Origin of the sequence: Romboutsia sp. Marseille-P6047, from assembly GCF_900604535.1 — a bacterium.
Lineage (GTDB): Bacteria > Bacillota > Clostridia > Peptostreptococcales > Peptostreptococcaceae > Romboutsia_E.
The window spans coordinates 150,725-170,018 of the sequence record NZ_UWOT01000007.1 but is presented as its reverse complement, the minus strand read 5'-3'; the positions used below and the strand labels follow the sequence as shown (position 1 = coordinate 170,018).

At 26.5% G+C, this 19,294-nt stretch carries 19 protein-coding genes; 15 read left to right on the top strand and 4 right to left on the bottom strand.

Annotated elements, in window-relative coordinates; all coding sequences use genetic code 11:
- The first annotated feature begins 39 nt into the window (after positions 1-39).
- Positions 40-849: a CPBP family intramembrane glutamic endopeptidase gene (locus tag EIH23_RS09395; RefSeq protein ID WP_122640034.1), complete on the top strand. Its 810-nt coding sequence runs from the start codon at positions 40-42 to the stop codon at positions 847-849.
- A 76-nt stretch (positions 850-925) separates the two neighbouring features.
- Here the strand turns inward: EIH23_RS09395 and EIH23_RS09390 are convergent, their stop codons facing one another.
- Positions 926-1,189 carry a hypothetical protein gene (locus tag EIH23_RS09390; protein ID WP_122640033.1) on the bottom strand — a complete coding sequence of 88 codons (264 nt, stop codon included), beginning with the start codon at positions 1,187-1,189 and terminating at the stop codon, positions 926-928.
- A 226-nt stretch (positions 1,190-1,415) separates the two neighbouring features.
- Between EIH23_RS09390 and EIH23_RS09385 the strand changes: the two genes are divergently transcribed.
- Positions 1,416-1,682, top strand: a complete 267-nt coding sequence (locus EIH23_RS09385) for an HPr family phosphocarrier protein (protein ID WP_122640032.1) — start codon at positions 1,416-1,418, stop codon at positions 1,680-1,682.
- Positions 1,683-1,755: 73 nt separating this feature from the next.
- Here the strand turns inward: EIH23_RS09385 and EIH23_RS09380 are convergent, their stop codons facing one another.
- The 3 genes from EIH23_RS09380 to EIH23_RS09370 all read right to left on the bottom strand — a co-directional run bounded on the left by EIH23_RS09380 (position 1,756) and on the right by EIH23_RS09370 (position 5,714).
- Positions 1,756-3,219: a DNRLRE domain-containing protein gene (locus tag EIH23_RS09380; protein ID WP_243113367.1), complete on the bottom strand. Its 1,464-nt coding sequence runs from the start codon at positions 3,217-3,219 to the stop codon at positions 1,756-1,758.
- 85 nt (positions 3,220-3,304) lie between these two features.
- Positions 3,305-5,149, bottom strand: a complete 1,845-nt coding sequence (locus EIH23_RS09375; RefSeq protein ID WP_122640030.1) for an SdrD B-like domain-containing protein — start codon at positions 5,147-5,149, stop codon at positions 3,305-3,307.
- 244 nt (positions 5,150-5,393) lie between these two features.
- Complete coding sequence (locus tag EIH23_RS09370) at positions 5,394-5,714, bottom strand: hypothetical protein (protein ID WP_124097566.1); 321 nt, start codon at positions 5,712-5,714, stop codon at positions 5,394-5,396.
- A gap of 301 nt (positions 5,715-6,015) precedes the next feature.
- Between EIH23_RS09370 and EIH23_RS09365 the strand changes: the two genes are divergently transcribed.
- From EIH23_RS09365 to EIH23_RS09305, 13 genes are all read left to right on the top strand, one after another.
- Positions 6,016-7,179 (top strand): M20 family metallopeptidase, encoded by a 1,164-nt coding sequence (locus EIH23_RS09365; protein ID WP_122640029.1) that lies wholly within the window; start codon positions 6,016-6,018, stop codon positions 7,177-7,179.
- Between the two features lie 176 nt (positions 7,180-7,355).
- A complete protein-coding gene (locus EIH23_RS09360) occupies positions 7,356-8,777 on the top strand; it encodes an NAD(P)/FAD-dependent oxidoreductase (RefSeq protein ID WP_122640028.1) in 1,422 nt (473 codons plus the stop codon).
- Positions 8,778-8,781: 4 nt separating this feature from the next.
- A complete protein-coding gene (locus EIH23_RS09355; RefSeq protein WP_243113366.1) occupies positions 8,782-9,624 on the top strand; it encodes an NAD(P)/FAD-dependent oxidoreductase in 843 nt (280 codons plus the stop codon).
- Positions 9,625-9,813: 189 nt separating this feature from the next.
- Positions 9,814-10,251, top strand: a complete 438-nt coding sequence (locus tag EIH23_RS09350) for a MarR family winged helix-turn-helix transcriptional regulator (protein WP_122640027.1) — start codon at positions 9,814-9,816, stop codon at positions 10,249-10,251.
- Positions 10,252-10,262: 11 nt separating this feature from the next.
- Positions 10,263-11,639, top strand: coding sequence for an MATE family efflux transporter (locus EIH23_RS09345; protein WP_122640026.1), 1,377 nt, complete (start codon positions 10,263-10,265; stop codon positions 11,637-11,639).
- A gap of 150 nt (positions 11,640-11,789) precedes the next feature.
- Positions 11,790-13,868 (top strand): CgeB family protein, encoded by a 2,079-nt coding sequence (locus EIH23_RS09340; RefSeq protein ID WP_122640025.1) that lies wholly within the window; start codon positions 11,790-11,792, stop codon positions 13,866-13,868.
- 143 nt (positions 13,869-14,011) lie between these two features.
- Complete coding sequence (locus EIH23_RS09335; RefSeq protein ID WP_330566214.1) at positions 14,012-14,467, top strand: heparinase II/III family protein; 456 nt, start codon at positions 14,012-14,014, stop codon at positions 14,465-14,467.
- Positions 14,468-14,613: 146 nt separating this feature from the next.
- Positions 14,614-15,594, top strand: a complete 981-nt coding sequence (locus tag EIH23_RS09330; protein ID WP_122640023.1) for a heparinase II/III domain-containing protein — start codon at positions 14,614-14,616, stop codon at positions 15,592-15,594.
- A gap of 150 nt (positions 15,595-15,744) precedes the next feature.
- Positions 15,745-16,362 carry a hypothetical protein gene (locus EIH23_RS09325; protein WP_164489033.1) on the top strand — a complete coding sequence of 206 codons (618 nt, stop codon included), beginning with the start codon at positions 15,745-15,747 and terminating at the stop codon, positions 16,360-16,362.
- 28 nt (positions 16,363-16,390) lie between these two features.
- Positions 16,391-17,221, top strand: a complete 831-nt coding sequence (locus EIH23_RS09320; RefSeq protein ID WP_122640021.1) for a glycosyltransferase — start codon at positions 16,391-16,393, stop codon at positions 17,219-17,221.
- Between the two features lie 100 nt (positions 17,222-17,321).
- Positions 17,322-17,702: a glycosyltransferase family 2 protein gene (locus EIH23_RS09315; RefSeq protein WP_122640020.1), complete on the top strand. Its 381-nt coding sequence runs from the start codon at positions 17,322-17,324 to the stop codon at positions 17,700-17,702.
- Positions 17,703-17,744: 42 nt separating this feature from the next.
- On the top strand, positions 17,745-18,152 hold the full coding sequence (locus tag EIH23_RS09310) for a hypothetical protein (RefSeq protein WP_122640019.1): 408 nt from the start codon (positions 17,745-17,747) through the stop codon (positions 18,150-18,152).
- 12 nt (positions 18,153-18,164) lie between these two features.
- Positions 18,165-19,289, top strand: a complete 1,125-nt coding sequence (locus tag EIH23_RS09305; protein ID WP_122640018.1) for a DegT/DnrJ/EryC1/StrS family aminotransferase — start codon at positions 18,165-18,167, stop codon at positions 19,287-19,289.
- Positions 19,290-19,294 lie beyond the last annotated feature (5 nt).

Here is a 19,294-nt window from a genome sequence, read left to right as displayed (position 1 = left end):
TTAAATAATCAGACAAACTATGATCATGGGGGCACACAGATGAATAAAAAGAAAGCTGCAATTTTAACAATATCAGGATACTTAATTGTTATGATAATAGGAGTATTTGCATCTAATCTAATATTAAATTTAATCGGTGGAGTTAGAGTAGATGGAATGCATATTAATGAAAGTAATATAATTAGTAAACTAATTATACAAATACCTCCTACAATTTTTATATTATATTTTATAAATAAATATTATGGATGGAAAAATGTAGGATTTTCAAAAATTAATGAAGGTGGACTAATTTGGTGTATACCATATGTTGTTGTAATATTATGTATGTTGAGTAAGTTTATATCGGAAATTTTAAAAAATATACAATCATTTACCACAATGACTTGTATTACAATAATATGTACATTTATAGGAGCATTTTTAGCAGGATTTTCAGAGGAAGTTATATTTAGAGGTGTGTTCCTAAACTCATTTAAAACAAGAAGATCTGCAATCGGAGCAATGATACTTAGTAGTTTAGGATTTTCAATCATGCACTTAACTACTATAGTTATGGGAATACCTTTATTAGATGTAATTACTAGAGTTATAAATTCAAGTTTACTAGGTTTTGCTTTTGTAGGATTAGTTATAAAGGTAAATAATATATGGCCAATAATAATTTATCATGTTATTTGGAATTATATAATAATGGTATCTAGTGCAATTGGATTAGAGATATCTAGCATAACTTCAATTTGTAATATATTAAATTTAATAATGGCTATTATATTATGGATTATAATAATAAAGGATGAATTACATAGAAATAAATTTGTATACCATATAGATAATCTTTTAGATTAAAAAATAAATAATTAAATAGTATTTAAAAATAAAAACATATGGCTAAGGACTATACAATAACCTTAGCCATATGTTTTTATTTTCTCTTTTTAGATTTTTTCTTTTTATTGTTTTTATTTTTTGCTTTTTGTTCTTGTAGTCTAGCTTTTCTTTCAGCTTTAAACTGGGCTTTTTGAGCTTCGGCCTTTTTTTCTTCCATTGTCACATATATAGTAAGGGCTGCTAATAATAAACCTATTATTACAAACTTGGTATCTCTCGCAACTAATCCTAAAATTACTATCATAGCATTGATAGCCATTGTGATATTATTCTTATGCTTTGTAAAAAATTCTTTCATCTTAGACCTCTTTCGATTTTAATTATAGTTATATTATTATATTATATAATATATATTAAAGTATCAAGTTAATAAGATAAAGTATTATTATAAAATAAAAATTAAACTTATATTACAGTTTGAATAATTTAAATATATAAATATTTTTTTATGGCCAAATAGATTGACTATAAAAACGATTTCCTATATCTTTTAGGTATTACTACTAAAAATGGGGGAAAGAGATATGATAAAAAAAAGGATAGAAATTATAAATAGATCAGGGCTACATGATAGATTAGGAACATCTTTTATAAGAAAAGCATCACAGTATAAATCACAAATATTTATAAGTAAGGGACGTTCAAAAATGAGTGCAAAGAGTATATTAGGATTTTTTAGTTTGGGAATTAGTGAAGGTGATGTTATAGAAATTGAAGTTAATGGGGAAGATGAGGATATAGCAATTAAAGAGTTAATAGAGTATATAATAGGAATTGATGAGAATAAGTAAACATACGATAAATAAAAAGTTATAAATTTAAGTATTTATGCTAAAATTTATAACTTTTTTATTCATATAAAAACTAAGTTATTAGTAAATCGGCAATTTTAAAAATAGTTATAGATGAAGCTCTATCAATAAGAGGCGGAAGTATTATATCAACACTATTAAATGACATAAGTGATAGTTTTTGACCAGCTGATATTGATAAAATTACTGAAGAAGATGAGGATATGTTAGATGGAGAAATATACATGGTTGTACCAGGAGATTGAACTCCATCAACAAATAAAGCTAAAGTAAGATTTTGACTAGATGTTATATTAGGAAAAATTAAATAGCAATCTATAACATATACACCAGACTCTAAAAATATAAATTCATCTTGAGAAAAAAAAGATATATTTACAAAATTACCATTAGAGCCTATAAAAGGAACACCTGAATTAGCAATTAATCTTACACTAAAAGGTACATAAAAATATGCATAAGAAGATGATAATGATCCGTTAGGTCCAGTTGGTCCGGTAGGACCAATTTCACCCTGAGGACCAGTAGGACCAACAGGTCCCTGAATACCGATAGGACCTTGAGGACCAACCTCACCAGGAGGACCAATTTCACCCTGAGGACCAGTAGGACCAACAGGTCCCTGAATACCGATAGGACCTTGAGGACCAACCTCACCAGGAGGACCAATTTCACCCTGAGGACCAGTAGGACCAACAGGTCCCTGAATACCGATAGGACCCTGAGGACCAACCTCACCAGGAGGACCAATTTCACCCTGAGGACCAGTAGGACCAACAAGTCCCTGAATACCAATAGGACCCTGAGGACCAACCTCACCAGGAGGACCAACTTCACCCTGAGGACCAGTAGGACCAACAAGTCCCTGAATACCAATAGGACCCTGAGGACCAACCTCACCAGGAGGTCCAATTTCACCAGGAGGGCCAGTAGGACCTTGAGCTCCAGTAGGTCCAACAACTCCTTCAGTACATTCTATAGGACAAAATTTATATAGATTATAATCAAATTTATAATTTATATCATAATCTAAACTAATATAAGTTTTATTATCGCTATAGCTAAATTTACAAATAAAATTAGAAAAGTAATCAGAGTAAAATGCAATTCCAAGGTTTGAAGAATTATCATTTACCCAATCTAAAACTAAGCTTGTAATATCAACTTTTATATAAGAATTTATATTGAGTTTAGATACAGAAAAGAATAAATTTGAATTTGATATTTGTAGCAGATTACTATATGGATATTTAAAAAATTCACTATCAACTCTACCAATATTGATATTAATTTTATTTGAAATATCATGGATATTTAATTGATTAGGATACAAGTACAAATAAGCTTTGTTTATAGATATTGAACATAGATTAGAAAAATCAAATTTTAATAAAAACTTATATTTATTATTTGAGTTAGAATTAAGATTATTTCCAACAATAAGATCTGATGTAGATGTAACTGTACTATTGCACATAGTTAGTTTATTAGTAGGAAATAAATTAATATTGGACATATTATATTCCTCCATATATTTAACAAATGGGTAACTCTTTATAAGAATTACCCATTTTATTATTTTAACGAATATATGACTTTATTTAGCAACAATCATGACAACTATTTGAATTTATACATGAATGTCCGTTAGGTTTTCTGTAAACTGGTGCATTTACATCTAATCTAGATTCTCCAGGACATAAATTAAATACTAGAGATAAACCATTTGAATTTACTAAATGATTAGATTTTATATAAACATAGTTACAAGGTAAATCTCCAAATTGTATATAGTAAGAACCAGATGGTACATTATTAAATATATATTTACCTTTACGAGATGTAGTAGTAGAGTCAATTAGTTGATTATTACAGTCATATAAGGAAACATCTACATTAGGAATTCCCATCTCTCTAGAAGATTTACATCCATCTCCATTAGAGTCTAACCATACATACCCGCCAACTGTTCCTAATTCGTAAGGAATTATATCATTATTATTACAGTTATCTGAAGATGGATAATCATAATTATCATCCTCTATACAGCCACAACTTGAATTAGAAGTATTATTATTTACACAGTTAGGACAAAGTCCAACATTAAGGTTTGTTATATTTTGACCTGGACATAATGTAAATACATCTGTTTTACCATTTCTAGAAACAACACCAGTTTTAGTGTTGAAAGAGTATTGGCAAGGAATATTATTAAATATCAAGTAATAGTTACCTGGATTTACATTAGAAAATTGATAATTACCATTTGAGTTAGTTAAAACTGTTGATACTACACAATAAGTATTTGCATTATATAAAGAAACAAATACATTTGGAACTCCAATATCTTCAGTATCTATTACACCATTGCAATTATAATCAGCAAATACAATACCTGTTATACTACCTGGTACAGGTGAAGTTGTAGTAGTTGTAGTAGTTGTTGTTGTACGTACTGGACATATAGTTTGGATACAAACTGGTAGTATAGGTATATCTAAATCAACTCTATTTTCTCCTGGATTCAATCTAAAACAATTAGTTCTTCCGTTAGTATCAGCAACCCCATTTGATTGAATAAATTTATATCCAGGTATAGGATCAACTTTAATGTAGTAAGCAATATTAGGTGCAAGATTATTAAATGAATAATTACCTAGGCTATCAGTATATACAGATTGAATAGGATCATTAGTATTACAGTTATATAAAGTTACAAATGCTCCAGGATATCCTGGTTCAGTTGGGGCTTGAGTTCCATCTTGATTTAAGTCTACCCAAATTGTACCACTTACAGATGCTAAACCAGAAGAGGTAGTTGTAGTAGTAACAGGGACTGTAGTAGTTGTAGTAGTAACAGGGACTGTAGTAGTTGTAGTAGTAACAGGGACTGTAGTAGTTGTAGTAGTAACAGGAACCGGAGTAGTTGTAGTAGTAACAGGAACCGGAGTAGTTGTAGTAGTAACGGGAACCGGAGTAGTTGTAGTAGTAACGGGAACCGGAGTAGTTGTAGTAGTTACTATTGCAGGTAATATAGGTGCATCAATATTTGTATTATCAGTAGGATCATCATCATATTTTACACAGAATGGTTGAGTTCTACCTGTAGTATCAACAACACCATTTGATTGTATAAATCCATAGCCTTCAGGTATATTAGAGAATATAACATAGTAAGTACCTGGATAAACAGTATCGAATATATAATTACCATTAGCATTAGTAGTAGTAGTAGCAACTTTAGTTTTATTATTATAGTTATATAAATCTACAGTAACATTACCCATACCAGGTTCGCCATTATCTTGTATACCATTTTGGTTTAAGTCAACCCAAACCGTATCACCAATTAATTTTGTTGGCTGGGAGCAGTCTGATTCTGAAATAGTCATAGCAATTTCATTAAGAACTGTATTTTTTAGATAGTTAGTATCTTTTGAAATCATGATATCAACTCCATATTTTAAAATTTTTTATTAATAAACACTCATACATAATATATGTTTTCATCCATAGATATGTTAAAACTTATTATTTTTAAATTTAACACTTAGTCTAAATTAAGAGTATAGTGTAAGATAAGTTAATACTATAGTATGATGTAAGTATTCAAAAGTGACAAAAAAATTGCATACTGATAAAAAGCCTTATAGAGTATAATATACTGCTATAAGGCCGATTATAAGTTATCTAAAAGTTATTATAGTATCTATTGGAACAGTTTTTAGGACAACTGTTAGAATTGCTAAGAGAATAATTAGATGGGTTAACCCATAAATTATAATTCATTACAGATTGTACATTATTATTACAAGTACTATTGCAATTAGGACATTGGCTATTATTACATTTATTAAAACAAGTATTAGCTTTAGGACAGTAATTATTACAAGGATTACATGTATTTACTTGGCTACAGCAATTGCAGCAATTACAATATTTTTTAGTACAACTACATTGATTTAAAGAATATTGATTTGCACAACACTTATTAGAGTAGTTAATTCTCATTTTGTCACCTCGCTATCTAGGAGATAGATATTATTGCTCCTCCTTAATATATACTATTAAAAAATGCAGAATATGTTACATTATAGCAAGGATTGTTGAAAATGAAATTATCTGAAAATATTTAAAATAAATACAATTTTGTATTTACATAAAATGTAAGATATGATAATATTGTCGAAAGGAATTATTTTAATAAGGCAAAATTATTATATTGAAGTAATTCAAAAGAGATTTTATTACAACTTTATCTAAATATAACTAAAATTATAGTCTTAAAGATTTAACAACAGGGGGATATAATATGAACGTTAAAGAAGAAATAAAAAAGTATAAAGACTATATAGTATCAATGAGAAGAGATTTTCATAAACATCCAGAAAGAAGCGGAGTAGAGATAAGAACTTCAAAAAGAATAAAAGAAGAACTTGAAAAAATGGGAATACCTTATGAGAGTATTGCAAGTACAGGAGTCATAGGTACTATAAAAGGAAATAAATTTGGAAAAACAATAGCCTTAAGAGCTGATATGGATGCTCTTTCTGTTTTTGAAGAAAATGATGTAGATTATAAATCTAAGGAAGAAGGTATGATGCATGCATGTGGACATGATGGACATATGGCTATGTTACTTGGGGCAGCACAATTATTAAATGAGAATAAAGATAAAATAAATGGAACGGTTAAATTACTTTTCCAGCCAGCTGAAGAAATAGCTAAAGGAGCTAAGGCTATGATAGATGGTGGGGCACTTGATGATGTGGATGGGATATTTGGAATGCATTTATGGGGAGATTTAGATTGTGGAAAAGTATCCATTGAAGAAGGACCAGTAATGGCTTCAGCAGATATATTTAAAATAAGAATAAAAGGAAAAGGTGGACATGGTTCACTTCCTCATCAAGGAATAGATGCAGCTGTTGTAGCATGTGCAATTGTTATGAATCTACAGACTATTGTGAGTAGAGAAACTAGCCCAATAGAACCAGTAGTGATAAGTATAGGATCTATAAAGTCAGGAACTAGATTTAATGTAATTGCAAGTGAAGCTATACTAGAAGGTACTTCAAGATGCTTTAATCCAAAATTAAGAGATGAAATTCCAAATATGATTGAACGTATAATAAAACATACCGCAGAGGCATATAGAGCAGAGGCTTTCTTAGAGTATACTTTTGGAATGCCTGTTTCTATAAATAATAAAGAATGTTCAAAATTAGCTAAAAATGCAGTAGAAAAAATAATGGGAAAAGATGGAATAGGACATATGCCAAAGCTTACAATTGGAGAAGATATGTCTGAATATTTAAATAGAGTTCCTGGTGCAATAGCTTTAGTAGGATCTAAAAATGAATCTAAAGGTTATATTTATCCTAATCATCATGGAAAATTTGATATATATGAAGATAGTTTAGAAATAGGGGCAGCATTACATGTACAATATGCTTTAGACTTTTTAAATAAATAAAAGAGGAAATCTAATTTAAGATTTTCTCTTTTATTTTTTGTAAATAATTATATAAGATATATCAAAAAATATAATGGTTATTATAGTAATAATAAATTTTACTTGCAAAGATTAAAAGAATATAATAAATACTATAAATTAACAAAGATTTACTTTTTATAAAAGGAGATGTCACTATGAAAGATGTTGTAATAATTGGAGCAGGTGTAGTAGGTTGCTCAATAGCAAGGGAATTATCAAAATATAATATAGATATATGTTTAGTAGACAAAAATAATGATATAGCAGAGGGAATATCAAAAGGGAATAGCGGTATAGTACATGCTGGATATAATGAAAAAAAAGGAACTTTAAAAGCAGAGCTTAATATACAAGGAAATTTATTATTTGACAGTTTAGCTAATAAATTAGATTTTCCATTTAAAAGAAATGGTGCATTAATATTAGCTTTTAGCGAAGATGAAATGAAAAGGGTAAATGAGTTAAAAATAAATGGGGATGAATTAGGTGTACCAGGTTTAGAAATTTTAGGAAAAGAGCAAGTTCTAAGCTTAGAACCTAATATAAATAATAATGTGGTAGGTGCTTTACATGCAAAATCATCTGCAATAGTAAGTCCATATGAAATGACAATAGCACTAGGTGAAAATGCAGTAGAGAATGGAGTAGAATTTAAGTTAGGTTATAAAGTAATAGATATAATAAAAGAAGGAAAGACATATAAAATAAAGTTTGAAAATAAAGAAAGTATAGAAGCTAAAATAATAATAAATGCATCTGGTCTATATGGTGCTTATTTAAGTAATTTAGTAAATAAAGAAAAATATGAAATACAACCAATAAAAGGAGAATACTGTTTATTTGATAAAGTAGCAGGAGGTATTTGTAATAAAACATTATTTCAAGTTCCAAGTAATTTAAGTAAAGGTGTATTAATAACTCCAACAGCTGATGGAAATTTACTTCTTGGACCTAATGCTAAGTCTGATGAAAGTATAGGTACTTCAAGAGAAGGTATAGATGAAATAATTCAAAAAGGCAGTAAAACAATACAAAACTTACCTATGGGAAGAATATTAACTTCATTTAGTGGCATAAGACCTAAAACTGATAATGAAGACTTTATAATAAGAAACTCAGAAGATAATTCTAATTTTATAAATGTAATAGGTATAGACTCGCCAGGTCTTAGTGCAGCCCCTGCAATAGGAAAATACGTAGTTAAGATAGTATCAGACTTAGTAGACTTAAAAGAAAAAGATAACTTTAAAAATGAAAGAAAAAATTTAGTCAGATTTTCTAATCTTAGTATGGAAGAAAAAAATAAACTGATAAAAGAAAACTCTTCTTATGGAAAAATGGTTTGTAAATGTGAATTAATAACGGAAGGTGAAATTATAGATTCTATAAAAAGACCATTAGGAGCAACCACTATAGATGGAGTCAAAAGAAGAACTAGAGCCATGATGGGAGGTTGTCAAGGGGTTGGATGTATGCTAACAATAGCAAATATACTAAGCAGAGAATTAGGAGTAGACTTAAGTGATATTAAGAAGAATAATGAAACTTCAGTAGTTGTCGGGTATAAGGAGGACTAGAACTATGAGAGAATATGATTTAGTAATTATAGGTGGCGGTGCAGCAGGAATTCTTTGTGCAATAGAAGGTAAAAAAAGAAGTATAGAAAGTATATTAATAATAGAAAAAGATCCGGATCTTGGAGGAATGCTAAGTAATAGTGACTATAATATAGGAAATGAAATTTATATTACGGGTAAAGAGTATAAAGAAAAAATATTAAAAGAATTAGAACGTTATAATGTTGATATAAATTTAAATACAATGGTATTAAATATAGAAGAAAATAATGAGGTAGTTTGTACAAGTGCACAAAGAGGTATAGAGAAAATTAAAGGGAAAAATGTAATTATTGCAAATGGTGGAAAAGAAAAATCAAGGAACTCAATAACTGCAGTTGGAGATAGAGTATCAGGTATACTTACTATAGGTATGGCAAAGAAAATATTTGCTATGGAAGATATGGTGCCTGGTAAAAATATTTTAATTGTAGGTGACGCTACTATATATATGATAGAACAAGAATTAAAAAAGTATAATATAAATGTAGTAGGTATTCTGTGTGAAGATGGAAATGCTGATAGAGTTAAGTCTTTAGGTTTAAAATATAATATATATGAAGGATATAAATTAGTAGGAATATATGGAGATGGAAGAGTTAGCAAGGTTAGTATTGAAAGAGATAATCATATTAAGGAGATATTTTGTGATACTTTAATATTTTCATATCCAATGCTAAGTGATGGAGTAGTAGCTATGAGGAGTAATATAGTTTTAAATCCAGAAACTACAGGATCTAAGGTTGATGAAAATTATAAAACTTCAAGAGATAATATATATGCATGTGAATGGAATTTATATTCATAATGACATATATGAAATAGAAAAAGAATGCAAAGAATTAATAGAAAATTTAAAATAAAATTAATAGGAGTATATTGATATTTATCATTTTACTTCCTATTTTTTATTTTATAAAAAAATAGTTGTAAAAACAACTAAATATGATATAATGATATAGTTGCATAAACAACTAATAAAAAGGTGGAACTTTATATGTGTATAGAAAAATGTAAAGAAAATAAGCATATAGGAAAATACATATCTCATTTATATAGAAAAGGGAGTGTATTTATAAACAAAGAAGTCTCTAAGTTTGGAATTGGATCTGGTCAATTTATGTTTTTACTTGAGCTATATACAGAGGATGGTAGAAATCAAGAAGAAATATCTGAAAAATTAAAAATAGACAAAGGTACAACGGCAAGAGCTTTAAAAAAATTAGAAGATCAAGGCTTTATAACTAGAATTAAAGATGAAAATGATAAAAGATCAAACAAAATTCATTTAACTAATAAAGCAAAAAATATAAAAGAAGATGTGCTAGGAGTGTTAGGTCAGTGGAATAATAAAATCGCTGAAATATTAACAGAAGAAGAAGAAGAAACTATGAAAGAATTACTTGAGAAAGTATGTAAAAATATAAATATATAAGGAGGATACGAATGAAAAATAGTCAACAAATTTTAGGAACAGAGCCTATAGGTAAATTATTATTAAAATACTCTGTACCTGCAATCATAGGAATGATGGTAAATGCACTTTATAATGTTGTAGATAGAATGTTTATAGGTAATATACCAAATGTTGGTCCTATGGCAATAACAGGTCTTGGTGTAACTATGCCAATAATGACAATAATGCTTGCGTTTGGTATGTTAGTTGGTGTAGGTTCTGCAACTAATATATCTATAAAAATGGGGCAAGGAAAAAGAGATGAAGCAGAAGGTATAATAGGAAATGCAATAACTTTATCTGTAACAATCGGAATTATATTAACAGTAATAGGAACAGTTTTCTCAGATAAGATATTATCAGCATTTGGAGCTAGTGATTCAACTTTATATTATGCTAAATCATATATGAGTGTAATATTATTAGGAGCAGTTTTCCAAATACTAGCTATGGCTTTTAATAATATGATTAGAGGAGATGGAAATCCTAAATTATCAGCTATAATAATGACCGTTGGTTGCGTTACGAATATAGTATTAGATGCTGTATTAATATTTGGGTTCAATATGGGAATACAAGGAGCTGCAATAGCTACAGTAACCTCTCAAGGTGTAACTGCTATATGGGGATTATTATATTACTTAAAAGGAAAGTCGAATTTAAAGTTTAGAAAATCAAGTTTAAAGTTAAACTCTAATATAGTAAAGATGATATTTGCAATAGGATCAGCTCCATTTGCAATGCAATTAGCTGCTAGTTTAGTTCAAGTATTAAGTAATAATTCTTTAAGAAGTTATGGTGGAGACTTAGCAATAGGAGCAATGGCTACTATAAGCTCTATAACTATGATATTTTTAATGCCTTCTTTTGGATTAGTACAAGGTATGCAACCAATTGTTGGATTTAACTATGGAGCTAAGAATTATGATAGAGCAGTTAAGACATTTAAGATTACACTTTTAGCTTCTACTTGTATGTTTGTAGTTGGATCTTTATTAATTCAGTTTGCACCACAAGTTTTAGTTGGTATGTTTAATAGAGATGCAGAGCTTATGGACATTACTGTTAATGGTTTAAGAAAATATGCTTTTGCACTTCCAATAGTAGGATTATCTGTTGTTGGTACTAACTATATTCAATCTACAGGTAAAGCTAAAGTTGCTATGGTACTTAGTTTACTTAGACAGGTTATTTTATTAATACCTATGATATTAATTTTACCTAATATTTTTGATTTAAATGGTGTTTGGTTTGCTCAACCAACAGCTGATATAATTGCTTCTGTTATAACTGGTGTGGTTATATTAAGGGAAATTAGAAGTTATAAAATTAAAGAAGTTTACAGTGAAGATATTCAAGCTGTATAGATAAAAAATGCTACCTCAAATTTTGAGGTAGCATTTTTTATAGTCAACTTTTAGTATAAAATGTTGTAACTTAATAAATGTAATATGAATAGAATATATAGGCAGTTAATAAAAATTTACAAAGTTGTCAATTTTAAATGAGGTAGATGTATGGAAATTTATAAATATGAATTATATGAAGATATAAATTTAAATAAGTATGATTTTCAAAAAAAATCTAAATGTAAAATAATATTAGAAAATAATATTTGTAAATCTTTTTACTGTGATAATGAGCATAAATATTTTTATATAGATAAAGATCTTTATGATAAAAGTAGTGAAGATAAAATTAATATTGAGAATGAATACTTATATAAAATAGAGTTTAATGGATTGAAGGATGAAAATATTGATTTAAGACTTTATATAATAACTTGTATAAATGATGAAAAAATTTTAGACAATATAAATTTAAACTCATATAAAGTTATAAGCTTAATGGACAAAAATCAAATAACAAAATTAGCTATTAGAGTTGAAGGTAGTGGTAACTTTAGAATTGATTCAATAAAAATATACAGAAGAAAAAAAATAAATTTTATGTATACGAATAGCATAGAAAATAGATTTATATTTAACAAGATAGACAAGCTTAGTGACTTAAAAATAGCATGTATATTTGATAAACTTACAGAGTCTTGTTTTGATGGAATATGTAACTTGATAAAGGTACATCCATATGAATGGAAGGGTGAATTAGAACTTAATAGACCTAATATATTATTAGTAGAATCAGCCTGGCATGGAAATGATGATGCATGGAATAAAAAAGTACAATATATAAATAAGTATAATACGTTGGAGTTAAAGAATTTAGTTGATTGGTGTAAGAAAAAGTTTATACCAACAATATTTTGGAATAAAGAGGATCCTGTTCATTATAATCATTTTATAAATACAGCAAAGTTATTTGATTATGTATTTACTACAGATGAATCTAGCGTAAACAAATACAAAATAGATTTAAAACATGACAATATATTTGTATTACCATTTGCGGCAAATCCTAAAATTCACAATCCAATAAAAATTGATTTAAATAGATGCAATAAAGCTTGTTTTGCAGGAAGTTATTATAATAATAAATATGAAAGAAGAAGAGAAAGATTAGATACTATTTTAGAAGCAGCAATAGAATCTATAGGCCTTGATATATATGATAGAAATTATAATAGAAACCTAAAGCAGTATGAATATCCAAATAAGTTTAAAGAAAATATAGTGGGATATTTACCGGTGGAAAAACTAGATAAGGCAAATAAGGGATATAAGGTAGTTTTAAATGTAAGTACTGTAGATAATTCTAAAACAATGTTTTCTAGAAGAATATATGAAGTTTTAGCCTGTGGAACACCTATTATAAGTACTTATTCTTTAGGAATTGAGGAGCTATTTGGAGACATAGTAATGGTTAGTGATGATAAGCAAAAGATTAAAGATGAACTTTCAAAAATTGAACAAGATAATTATTATTATGATATTAAATCTATAAAAGGAATTAGACGGATTTTAGAAAATCATACCTACAATCAACGTTTAATGTATTTATTAGATAAAGTAAGTATTAATATTAATAATATAAATAAAGATATTTGTATAATTGGATTAGTTAAGGGGTATGAAGATTTTAAAAAAATATCAGAAAATTATGAAAATCAACTATACAAATATAAAAAACTACTTTTAATAACATATAGTGAAGAACTATATTTAAAGCTAAAAGGTAGTTGTAACTTTGATAAAAATATATTACTTCTAAATAATAAAAGTATGAACTTAAGTTTAAAGGATATTATTGATTCTGACTATATATCAATATTAAATCCTAATAATTATTATGGCAAATATTATTTAAGAGATTTAGTAAATGCAACTATTTACACAAATGCAGAAGTAATAGGTAAAAAGTCATATTTCAAATATAATAAAGGGTTTATACTAAAGAATAATATAACTTTGAATTTAGAAAATGAAGGTAAAGACTTTAAATACACAAACTTATTATATTTGGATAGAAGTATGATTAATAGAAGGATTATAGAGAATTATACTATTTATGAATTACTAAAATATATAAATTTAAATTATATTGATAAATTTGAGTATGGATTTAAGTACTTTTCTATAGATAAATATAACTTTATAGAAAATATCGAGATTACGATTCAAAGTTTTGTAGATATGTAGAAATATAAAAAATTAAGGGTTGATAAAACAATGGACTATATATCAAAAGATTTAGATCGATTATATGATAAATTTAAAATCATATTAAATAAAAATTCTAATGAAAATTATATAGAAACTAGTAATGACCTTATGAGAATAATATACTTAATATATTTGGGTATAAAAAAGTTCATTTTGATAAATTTATAAATTGGGAAGATGAAAAAATGGGAAGATCGTATCTTAGAAGATTAAATGGTCATGAATTTCTAGGAGATTTAATAGAAGCTTATAGAGAAACAAAAGAAGAGAAGTATTTAAGTGTAGGATTAGAGTTAGTATATCAGTGGATAGATAAATATGAAAATGAATACGATATAGAATACAGAAATAAATATGATTATCATGATGAAACAACAGCTCTAAGAATGAACTATTGGGTAAATTTTATTTTAAATTGTTATAATTTATTTAGACGCGAATATTTAGAACGATTTGTATCTAATATATCTAAAACAGCAGAATTACTTTCAAATGAAAACTTTCATAATAAAAATACAAATCATGGAATGTATCAAGACTTATCTCTACTATTATATTCACAAATATTTACTTAGATAGCAAATCAAAAATTTATGAAGAATTATCAAAAAACAGATTAAAAAAATATTTTGATTTTGTTTTTGTTGAAGGTGTTCATAAAGAACACACTCCATTTTATCATTATGAAGTCAGTAAAAGTTTAAAATTATATTCTATTGTAATGAGAAGCATAGATAATGATTTTTCAAAATATTTATATGAAAAGTATGAGAATACATTAAGATTTTCTTATCAAATACTAAAACCAAACGGTTGCTTTCCTGAAATTGGTGATAATGCATCTAAAAAGGTAATTGAATCATACAAAGACTTATATAACGATAAATATTTCGACTATGCAATTACAAGTGGTAATGATGGAGTAATTCCTAAAGAAGATTCTGTAGTATTTAAAGATGCAGGGTATGCAATATTTAGAGATAGTTGGGGTAAAGGTAAGAATGGTTTATATATATTATTTTCAGCTGCTTATAATAGCAATTATCATAAGCACTGTGATGATTTGTCTGTTTTAATATATAAAGGAAAAAATATATTTGTAGAATCAGGATTTAATGGATATGAATATAAAGATAAATTTACAAAGTATGCATATTCTTCATTTGCTCATAACACTTTGATTGTATATAATAAATCTATAAAATTACGCGAATTTCTTAACCGTGAAAATAAAACTAATAATATGGCACAGTTTGAAGATACAAGTAGTATATACGATGATGTATATATTGAAGATTATATTATAAGAGAAGATAAGAATATGGTTTTAGGTGTGAATAATAGATATAAAGACTTAATTCATAAAAGGAAGTTAGAGTACGATAGAATTAATTCTAAAGTAGAGATAAAAGATTATATCATATCTAAATATGAACATACTTATAAAATACTATGGAACTTGGATAAAAGTATAAAAGTTAAATATGATGATGGAATTTATCTATATGATGATGAGAGAATTATATGCAAGATTTGTATAAATTCTTCAAAAAATTTAAACATAAATGAATACATTGGAGATGAGGAAAATATGAGAGGATGGTACTTTGATTCTCCTAGGAATACACAAAAAAGAATAACACTTGAAGTCGAAATTAAATCTACATCAGTAGAAGTAGATACTATAATAATATTTTATTAAGGTATAAAAATTATTATATAGTATGATGAAAATAAATTAAAAGGAGATAATTATGAAAAAATTAATTTTTATAAAAATTGTATTTAATACTTTTAGATTTAGTGATATTAGACTAGACCAGAGTGGATAAAATATAGAATGAATATATTTATGAATTATACATGTCAAAGTCTTATCAATCAAACAAATCAATCCTTTATGTGTACTTTACTTTATGATAAATTAAGCAAAGAAATTATAGAAAGTGAACTAAGAAAATATCCAGAGCTACCTAAAAATATTGTATTTGAAAGTAATTTAAATAAACTAAAAGATATGGTAAAAAGTTATGACTATGTTTACGAAGTTAGATTAGATGATGATGATATGTATCACAATAGTTTTACTCAACAGTTGTTAGACTATAGTCCAAATCCTGAAACACAGGTATTGATAAACCAAAAAGGATATGTATATGACATTATAAATGATAAACTAGGTAAATGGTATTTTGAATCTCCTCCATTTTATACACTTATATATAAGGCAAGTGATTATCTAAATAATGTACGATATTATTTAGAAGGTGGTCATGCAGGTGCAATAAAGTTAAAATATGAAGTTCTAGAGAGCGAAAATTATATGGTTATATTGCACGGTAAAAATACTTTAAACAAGTTTAATTCTAGAAATCAAGTTGGAGTTATTGAAGATTTATACGAAAAGAATAGAATTTTGAATGAATTTAAAGTTTCTTGTTTTGATAAGCGAGCATATAAAAATATATAGTAAAAGTAAATATATGGAGGTGTATTAATTGAAAGATGTAGATATTAATAACTTAGCAAGTGTAATTGTAATATCTTATAGTAATATAAAATATCTTAAAGAAAATATAAATTCTATTTTGAAACAAAATTACTCACCGATTGAAATAATAATAAGTGATGATTGCTCAAATGAATTTGATGAAGAGTTTAAAAAATCATTAGAGTTGTATATAGAAGAAAACAAGAAGGAAAATATTATAAATTATATAGTTAATAAGAATAAAATAAATGAAGGTGGTGTAAAAAATTTAAATAAAGCAATAAGACTGTCTAAAGGTAAATATATAATACCATTAGAATGTGATGATTGTTTTTATGATAGTGAATCAGTAAAAAACATTGTTGATTTTTTTAAATATAATTCACAATATTTAATGGCTAAATCTTATGAATATAGCTGTGATGTAAATATGAATCCAATTAGTAAAGAACGATTTCCACAATGGTGTATAGATTTGCTAAATGGTGATCCACTAGATTTATATTTAAGATTGTGTAAAGGAAATTTTATATCAGGATCTCATCTTTATTACACGAGAGAATTTATAGATAAATTTGGAATGTATGATGAAGACTATAAACAATTAGCTGATCATACAAAGTTATTAAATGTAACTAGGCAAGGGTGTAAAATAGGCATAATAGACGCAATAACAATATATAGAAGATGGGGAGGAGAGTCAAGAGATTTTAATGGTTATAATTTGGATCAAGAAAAGAAAATACAAATTAAAAATGAGTTGAATAAAGATAGAAAAACTATGCGTGAAAAAGAAATTATTCCATATATAGATAAAATAAAAATTGGTAGACCGTGAGATTTATTATATATAAATGTATATAAATTTGTAGAAGTATGTAACTATACAATGGATTATTAATATAATGTAGTAAAAATAATACTAGGAGGTATTATAAGTGCAAAATATTGATGTTAATAATTTAGTAAGTATAATTGTAATTAGTTATAATAATATACAATATTTAAAGCAAAATATTTATTCAATTCTAAAACAAGACTATTCACCGATTGAAATAATAATAAGTGATGATTGTTCAGATAAATTCGATGAAAAATTCAAGAAATCAGTTGAACTATATATACAAGAATATAAAAAAGATAATATCGTAAACTATATAGTAAATAAAAATGAAACCAATGAAGGTGGTGTAAGAAACTTAAATAAAGCAATAACGTTATCCAAAGGTAAATATATAATACCATTAGAATGTGATGATTGCTTTTATGATAGTAAATCAGTTGAGAATATTGTCAATTTTTTTATGTATAATCCATAATATTTAATAGCTAAATCTTTTGAATATAGCTGTGATATAAACTTGAAGCCGATAAGTATAGAGAAAATACCTAAAGAGTATAAAGATTTATTAAATGGTGATCCTTTAAATTTATATTTACAATTATGTAAAGGAAATTTTATATCAGGATCACATCTTTACTATACTAGAGCGTTTATAAAAAAATTTGGAATGTATGATGAAGATTATAAGCAATTAGCAGATTATCCAAAGTTATTAAATATAACTAGAAAAGGATGTAGAATAGGAATTATAAAAGTAATAACAATATATAGAAGATGGGGTGGAGAATCAAGAGATATGACTGGATACAATCTAAATCAAGACCGAAAAGTACAAATAAAAAATGAGTTAGAAAAGGATGTAATGATTATGAGAGAAAAGGAGATTTTCCCTTATATTGATAAATTAAATAAAAATCATAATTAATAAGGTGATAAAATGAAGAAGTTTAAAAATCCAATATATGTAACAAAGTCCTTTCTCCCACCTATTGAAGAATATTATGAAAAATTAAAAATAATATGGAATAGTAGATGGTTAACAAATAATGGACCTATACACAATGAGTTAGAGTCAAAATTAAGAGAGTATTTAAAAGTAAAAAATAGTATATTATTTACAAATGGACATTTAGTATTATATAGTGCTTTAAATATATTAAATCTAAAAGGAGAAGTAATAACTACACCTTTTACATTTGCATCAACAACTCACGCAATAATAGAAAATAACTTAAAACCAGTATTTTGTGATATAAATATGGAGAACTTTACTATTGATACAAATAAAATTGAAGATTTAATCACAGAAAGAACATGTGCTATAGTACCTGTTCATGTATATGGATATCCATGTAATGTATATGAAATTGAAGAAATAGCTAAAAAATATAATTTAAAAGTAATATATGATGCAGCTCATGTTTTTGGAGTTGAATTAAATAATATAGGAATAGGTAACTTTGGGGATGTATCAATGTTCTCCATGCATGCTACTAAAGTTTACAATACTATAGAAGGTGGACTTTTAACATTTAATAATAAAGAATTAATAAGTAAACTAAATGATTATAAAAATTTTGGAATAGTAAACTCTGAAAAAGTTGAATCAATAGGTATTAATGCAAAGATGAGTGAATTTCAAGCAGCAATGGGATTAGTTAATTTAAATTATATTGAAAAAGAAATTGAAAAGAGAAAAAATATTTCAAATCTATATAGATCAAATCTAAAGGATATAGATGGTATTTATACAGTTCAAGACAAACCTGGTGTTAAGCATAATTATTCATATTTCCCAATATTAATAAATGAAGAAAAGTTAGGGATTAGTAGAGATTCTCTATATATAAAATTACAAGATTATAATGTTTTTTGTAGAAAATATTTTTATCCATTGACAGTAGAATTTGATTGTTATAAAGGAAGATATGATACGAAAAATCTATCTAACGCATATTATGTATCAAACAATACATTAACATTACCTATATATGGAGATTTAGAAGAAGAAAGCATATTAAATATTATAGATATAATTAAGTATATTATAAGATGTAATTGAAGGGA

What these genes read in the sequence shown, in the direction of transcription:
- EIH23_RS09360 (WP_122640028.1), top strand. Translation starts at nt 7,356, where the DNA reads ATGAAAGATGTTGTAATAATTGGAGCAGGTGTAGTAGGTTGCTCAATA.
- EIH23_RS09390 (WP_122640033.1), bottom strand. Translation starts at nt 1,189, where the DNA reads ATGAAAGAATTTTTTACAAAGCATAAGAATAATATCACAATGGCTATC.
- EIH23_RS09370 (WP_124097566.1), bottom strand. Translation starts at nt 5,714, where the DNA reads ATGAGAATTAACTACTCTAATAAGTGTTGTGCAAATCAATATTCTTTA.
- EIH23_RS09385 (WP_122640032.1), top strand. Translation starts at nt 1,416, where the DNA reads ATGATAAAAAAAAGGATAGAAATTATAAATAGATCAGGGCTACATGAT.
- EIH23_RS09395 (WP_122640034.1), top strand. Translation starts at nt 40, where the DNA reads ATGAATAAAAAGAAAGCTGCAATTTTAACAATATCAGGATACTTAATT.
- EIH23_RS09350 (WP_122640027.1), top strand. Translation starts at nt 9,814, where the DNA reads ATGTGTATAGAAAAATGTAAAGAAAATAAGCATATAGGAAAATACATA.
- EIH23_RS09305 (WP_122640018.1), top strand. Translation starts at nt 18,165, where the DNA reads ATGAAGAAGTTTAAAAATCCAATATATGTAACAAAGTCCTTTCTCCCA.
- EIH23_RS09355 (WP_243113366.1), top strand. Translation starts at nt 8,782, where the DNA reads ATGAGAGAATATGATTTAGTAATTATAGGTGGCGGTGCAGCAGGAATT.
- EIH23_RS09375 (WP_122640030.1), bottom strand. Translation starts at nt 5,149, where the DNA reads ATGATTTCAAAAGATACTAACTATCTAAAAAATACAGTTCTTAATGAA.
- EIH23_RS09380 (WP_243113367.1), bottom strand. Translation starts at nt 3,219, where the DNA reads ATGTCCAATATTAATTTATTTCCTACTAATAAACTAACTATGTGCAAT.
- EIH23_RS09340 (WP_122640025.1), top strand. Translation starts at nt 11,790, where the DNA reads ATGGAAATTTATAAATATGAATTATATGAAGATATAAATTTAAATAAG.
- EIH23_RS09365 (WP_122640029.1), top strand. Translation starts at nt 6,016, where the DNA reads ATGAACGTTAAAGAAGAAATAAAAAAGTATAAAGACTATATAGTATCA.
- EIH23_RS09345 (WP_122640026.1), top strand. Translation starts at nt 10,263, where the DNA reads ATGAAAAATAGTCAACAAATTTTAGGAACAGAGCCTATAGGTAAATTA.
- EIH23_RS09330 (WP_122640023.1), top strand. Translation starts at nt 14,614, where the DNA reads ATGAGAAGCATAGATAATGATTTTTCAAAATATTTATATGAAAAGTAT.
- EIH23_RS09325 (WP_164489033.1), top strand. Translation starts at nt 15,745, where the DNA reads ATGAATTATACATGTCAAAGTCTTATCAATCAAACAAATCAATCCTTT.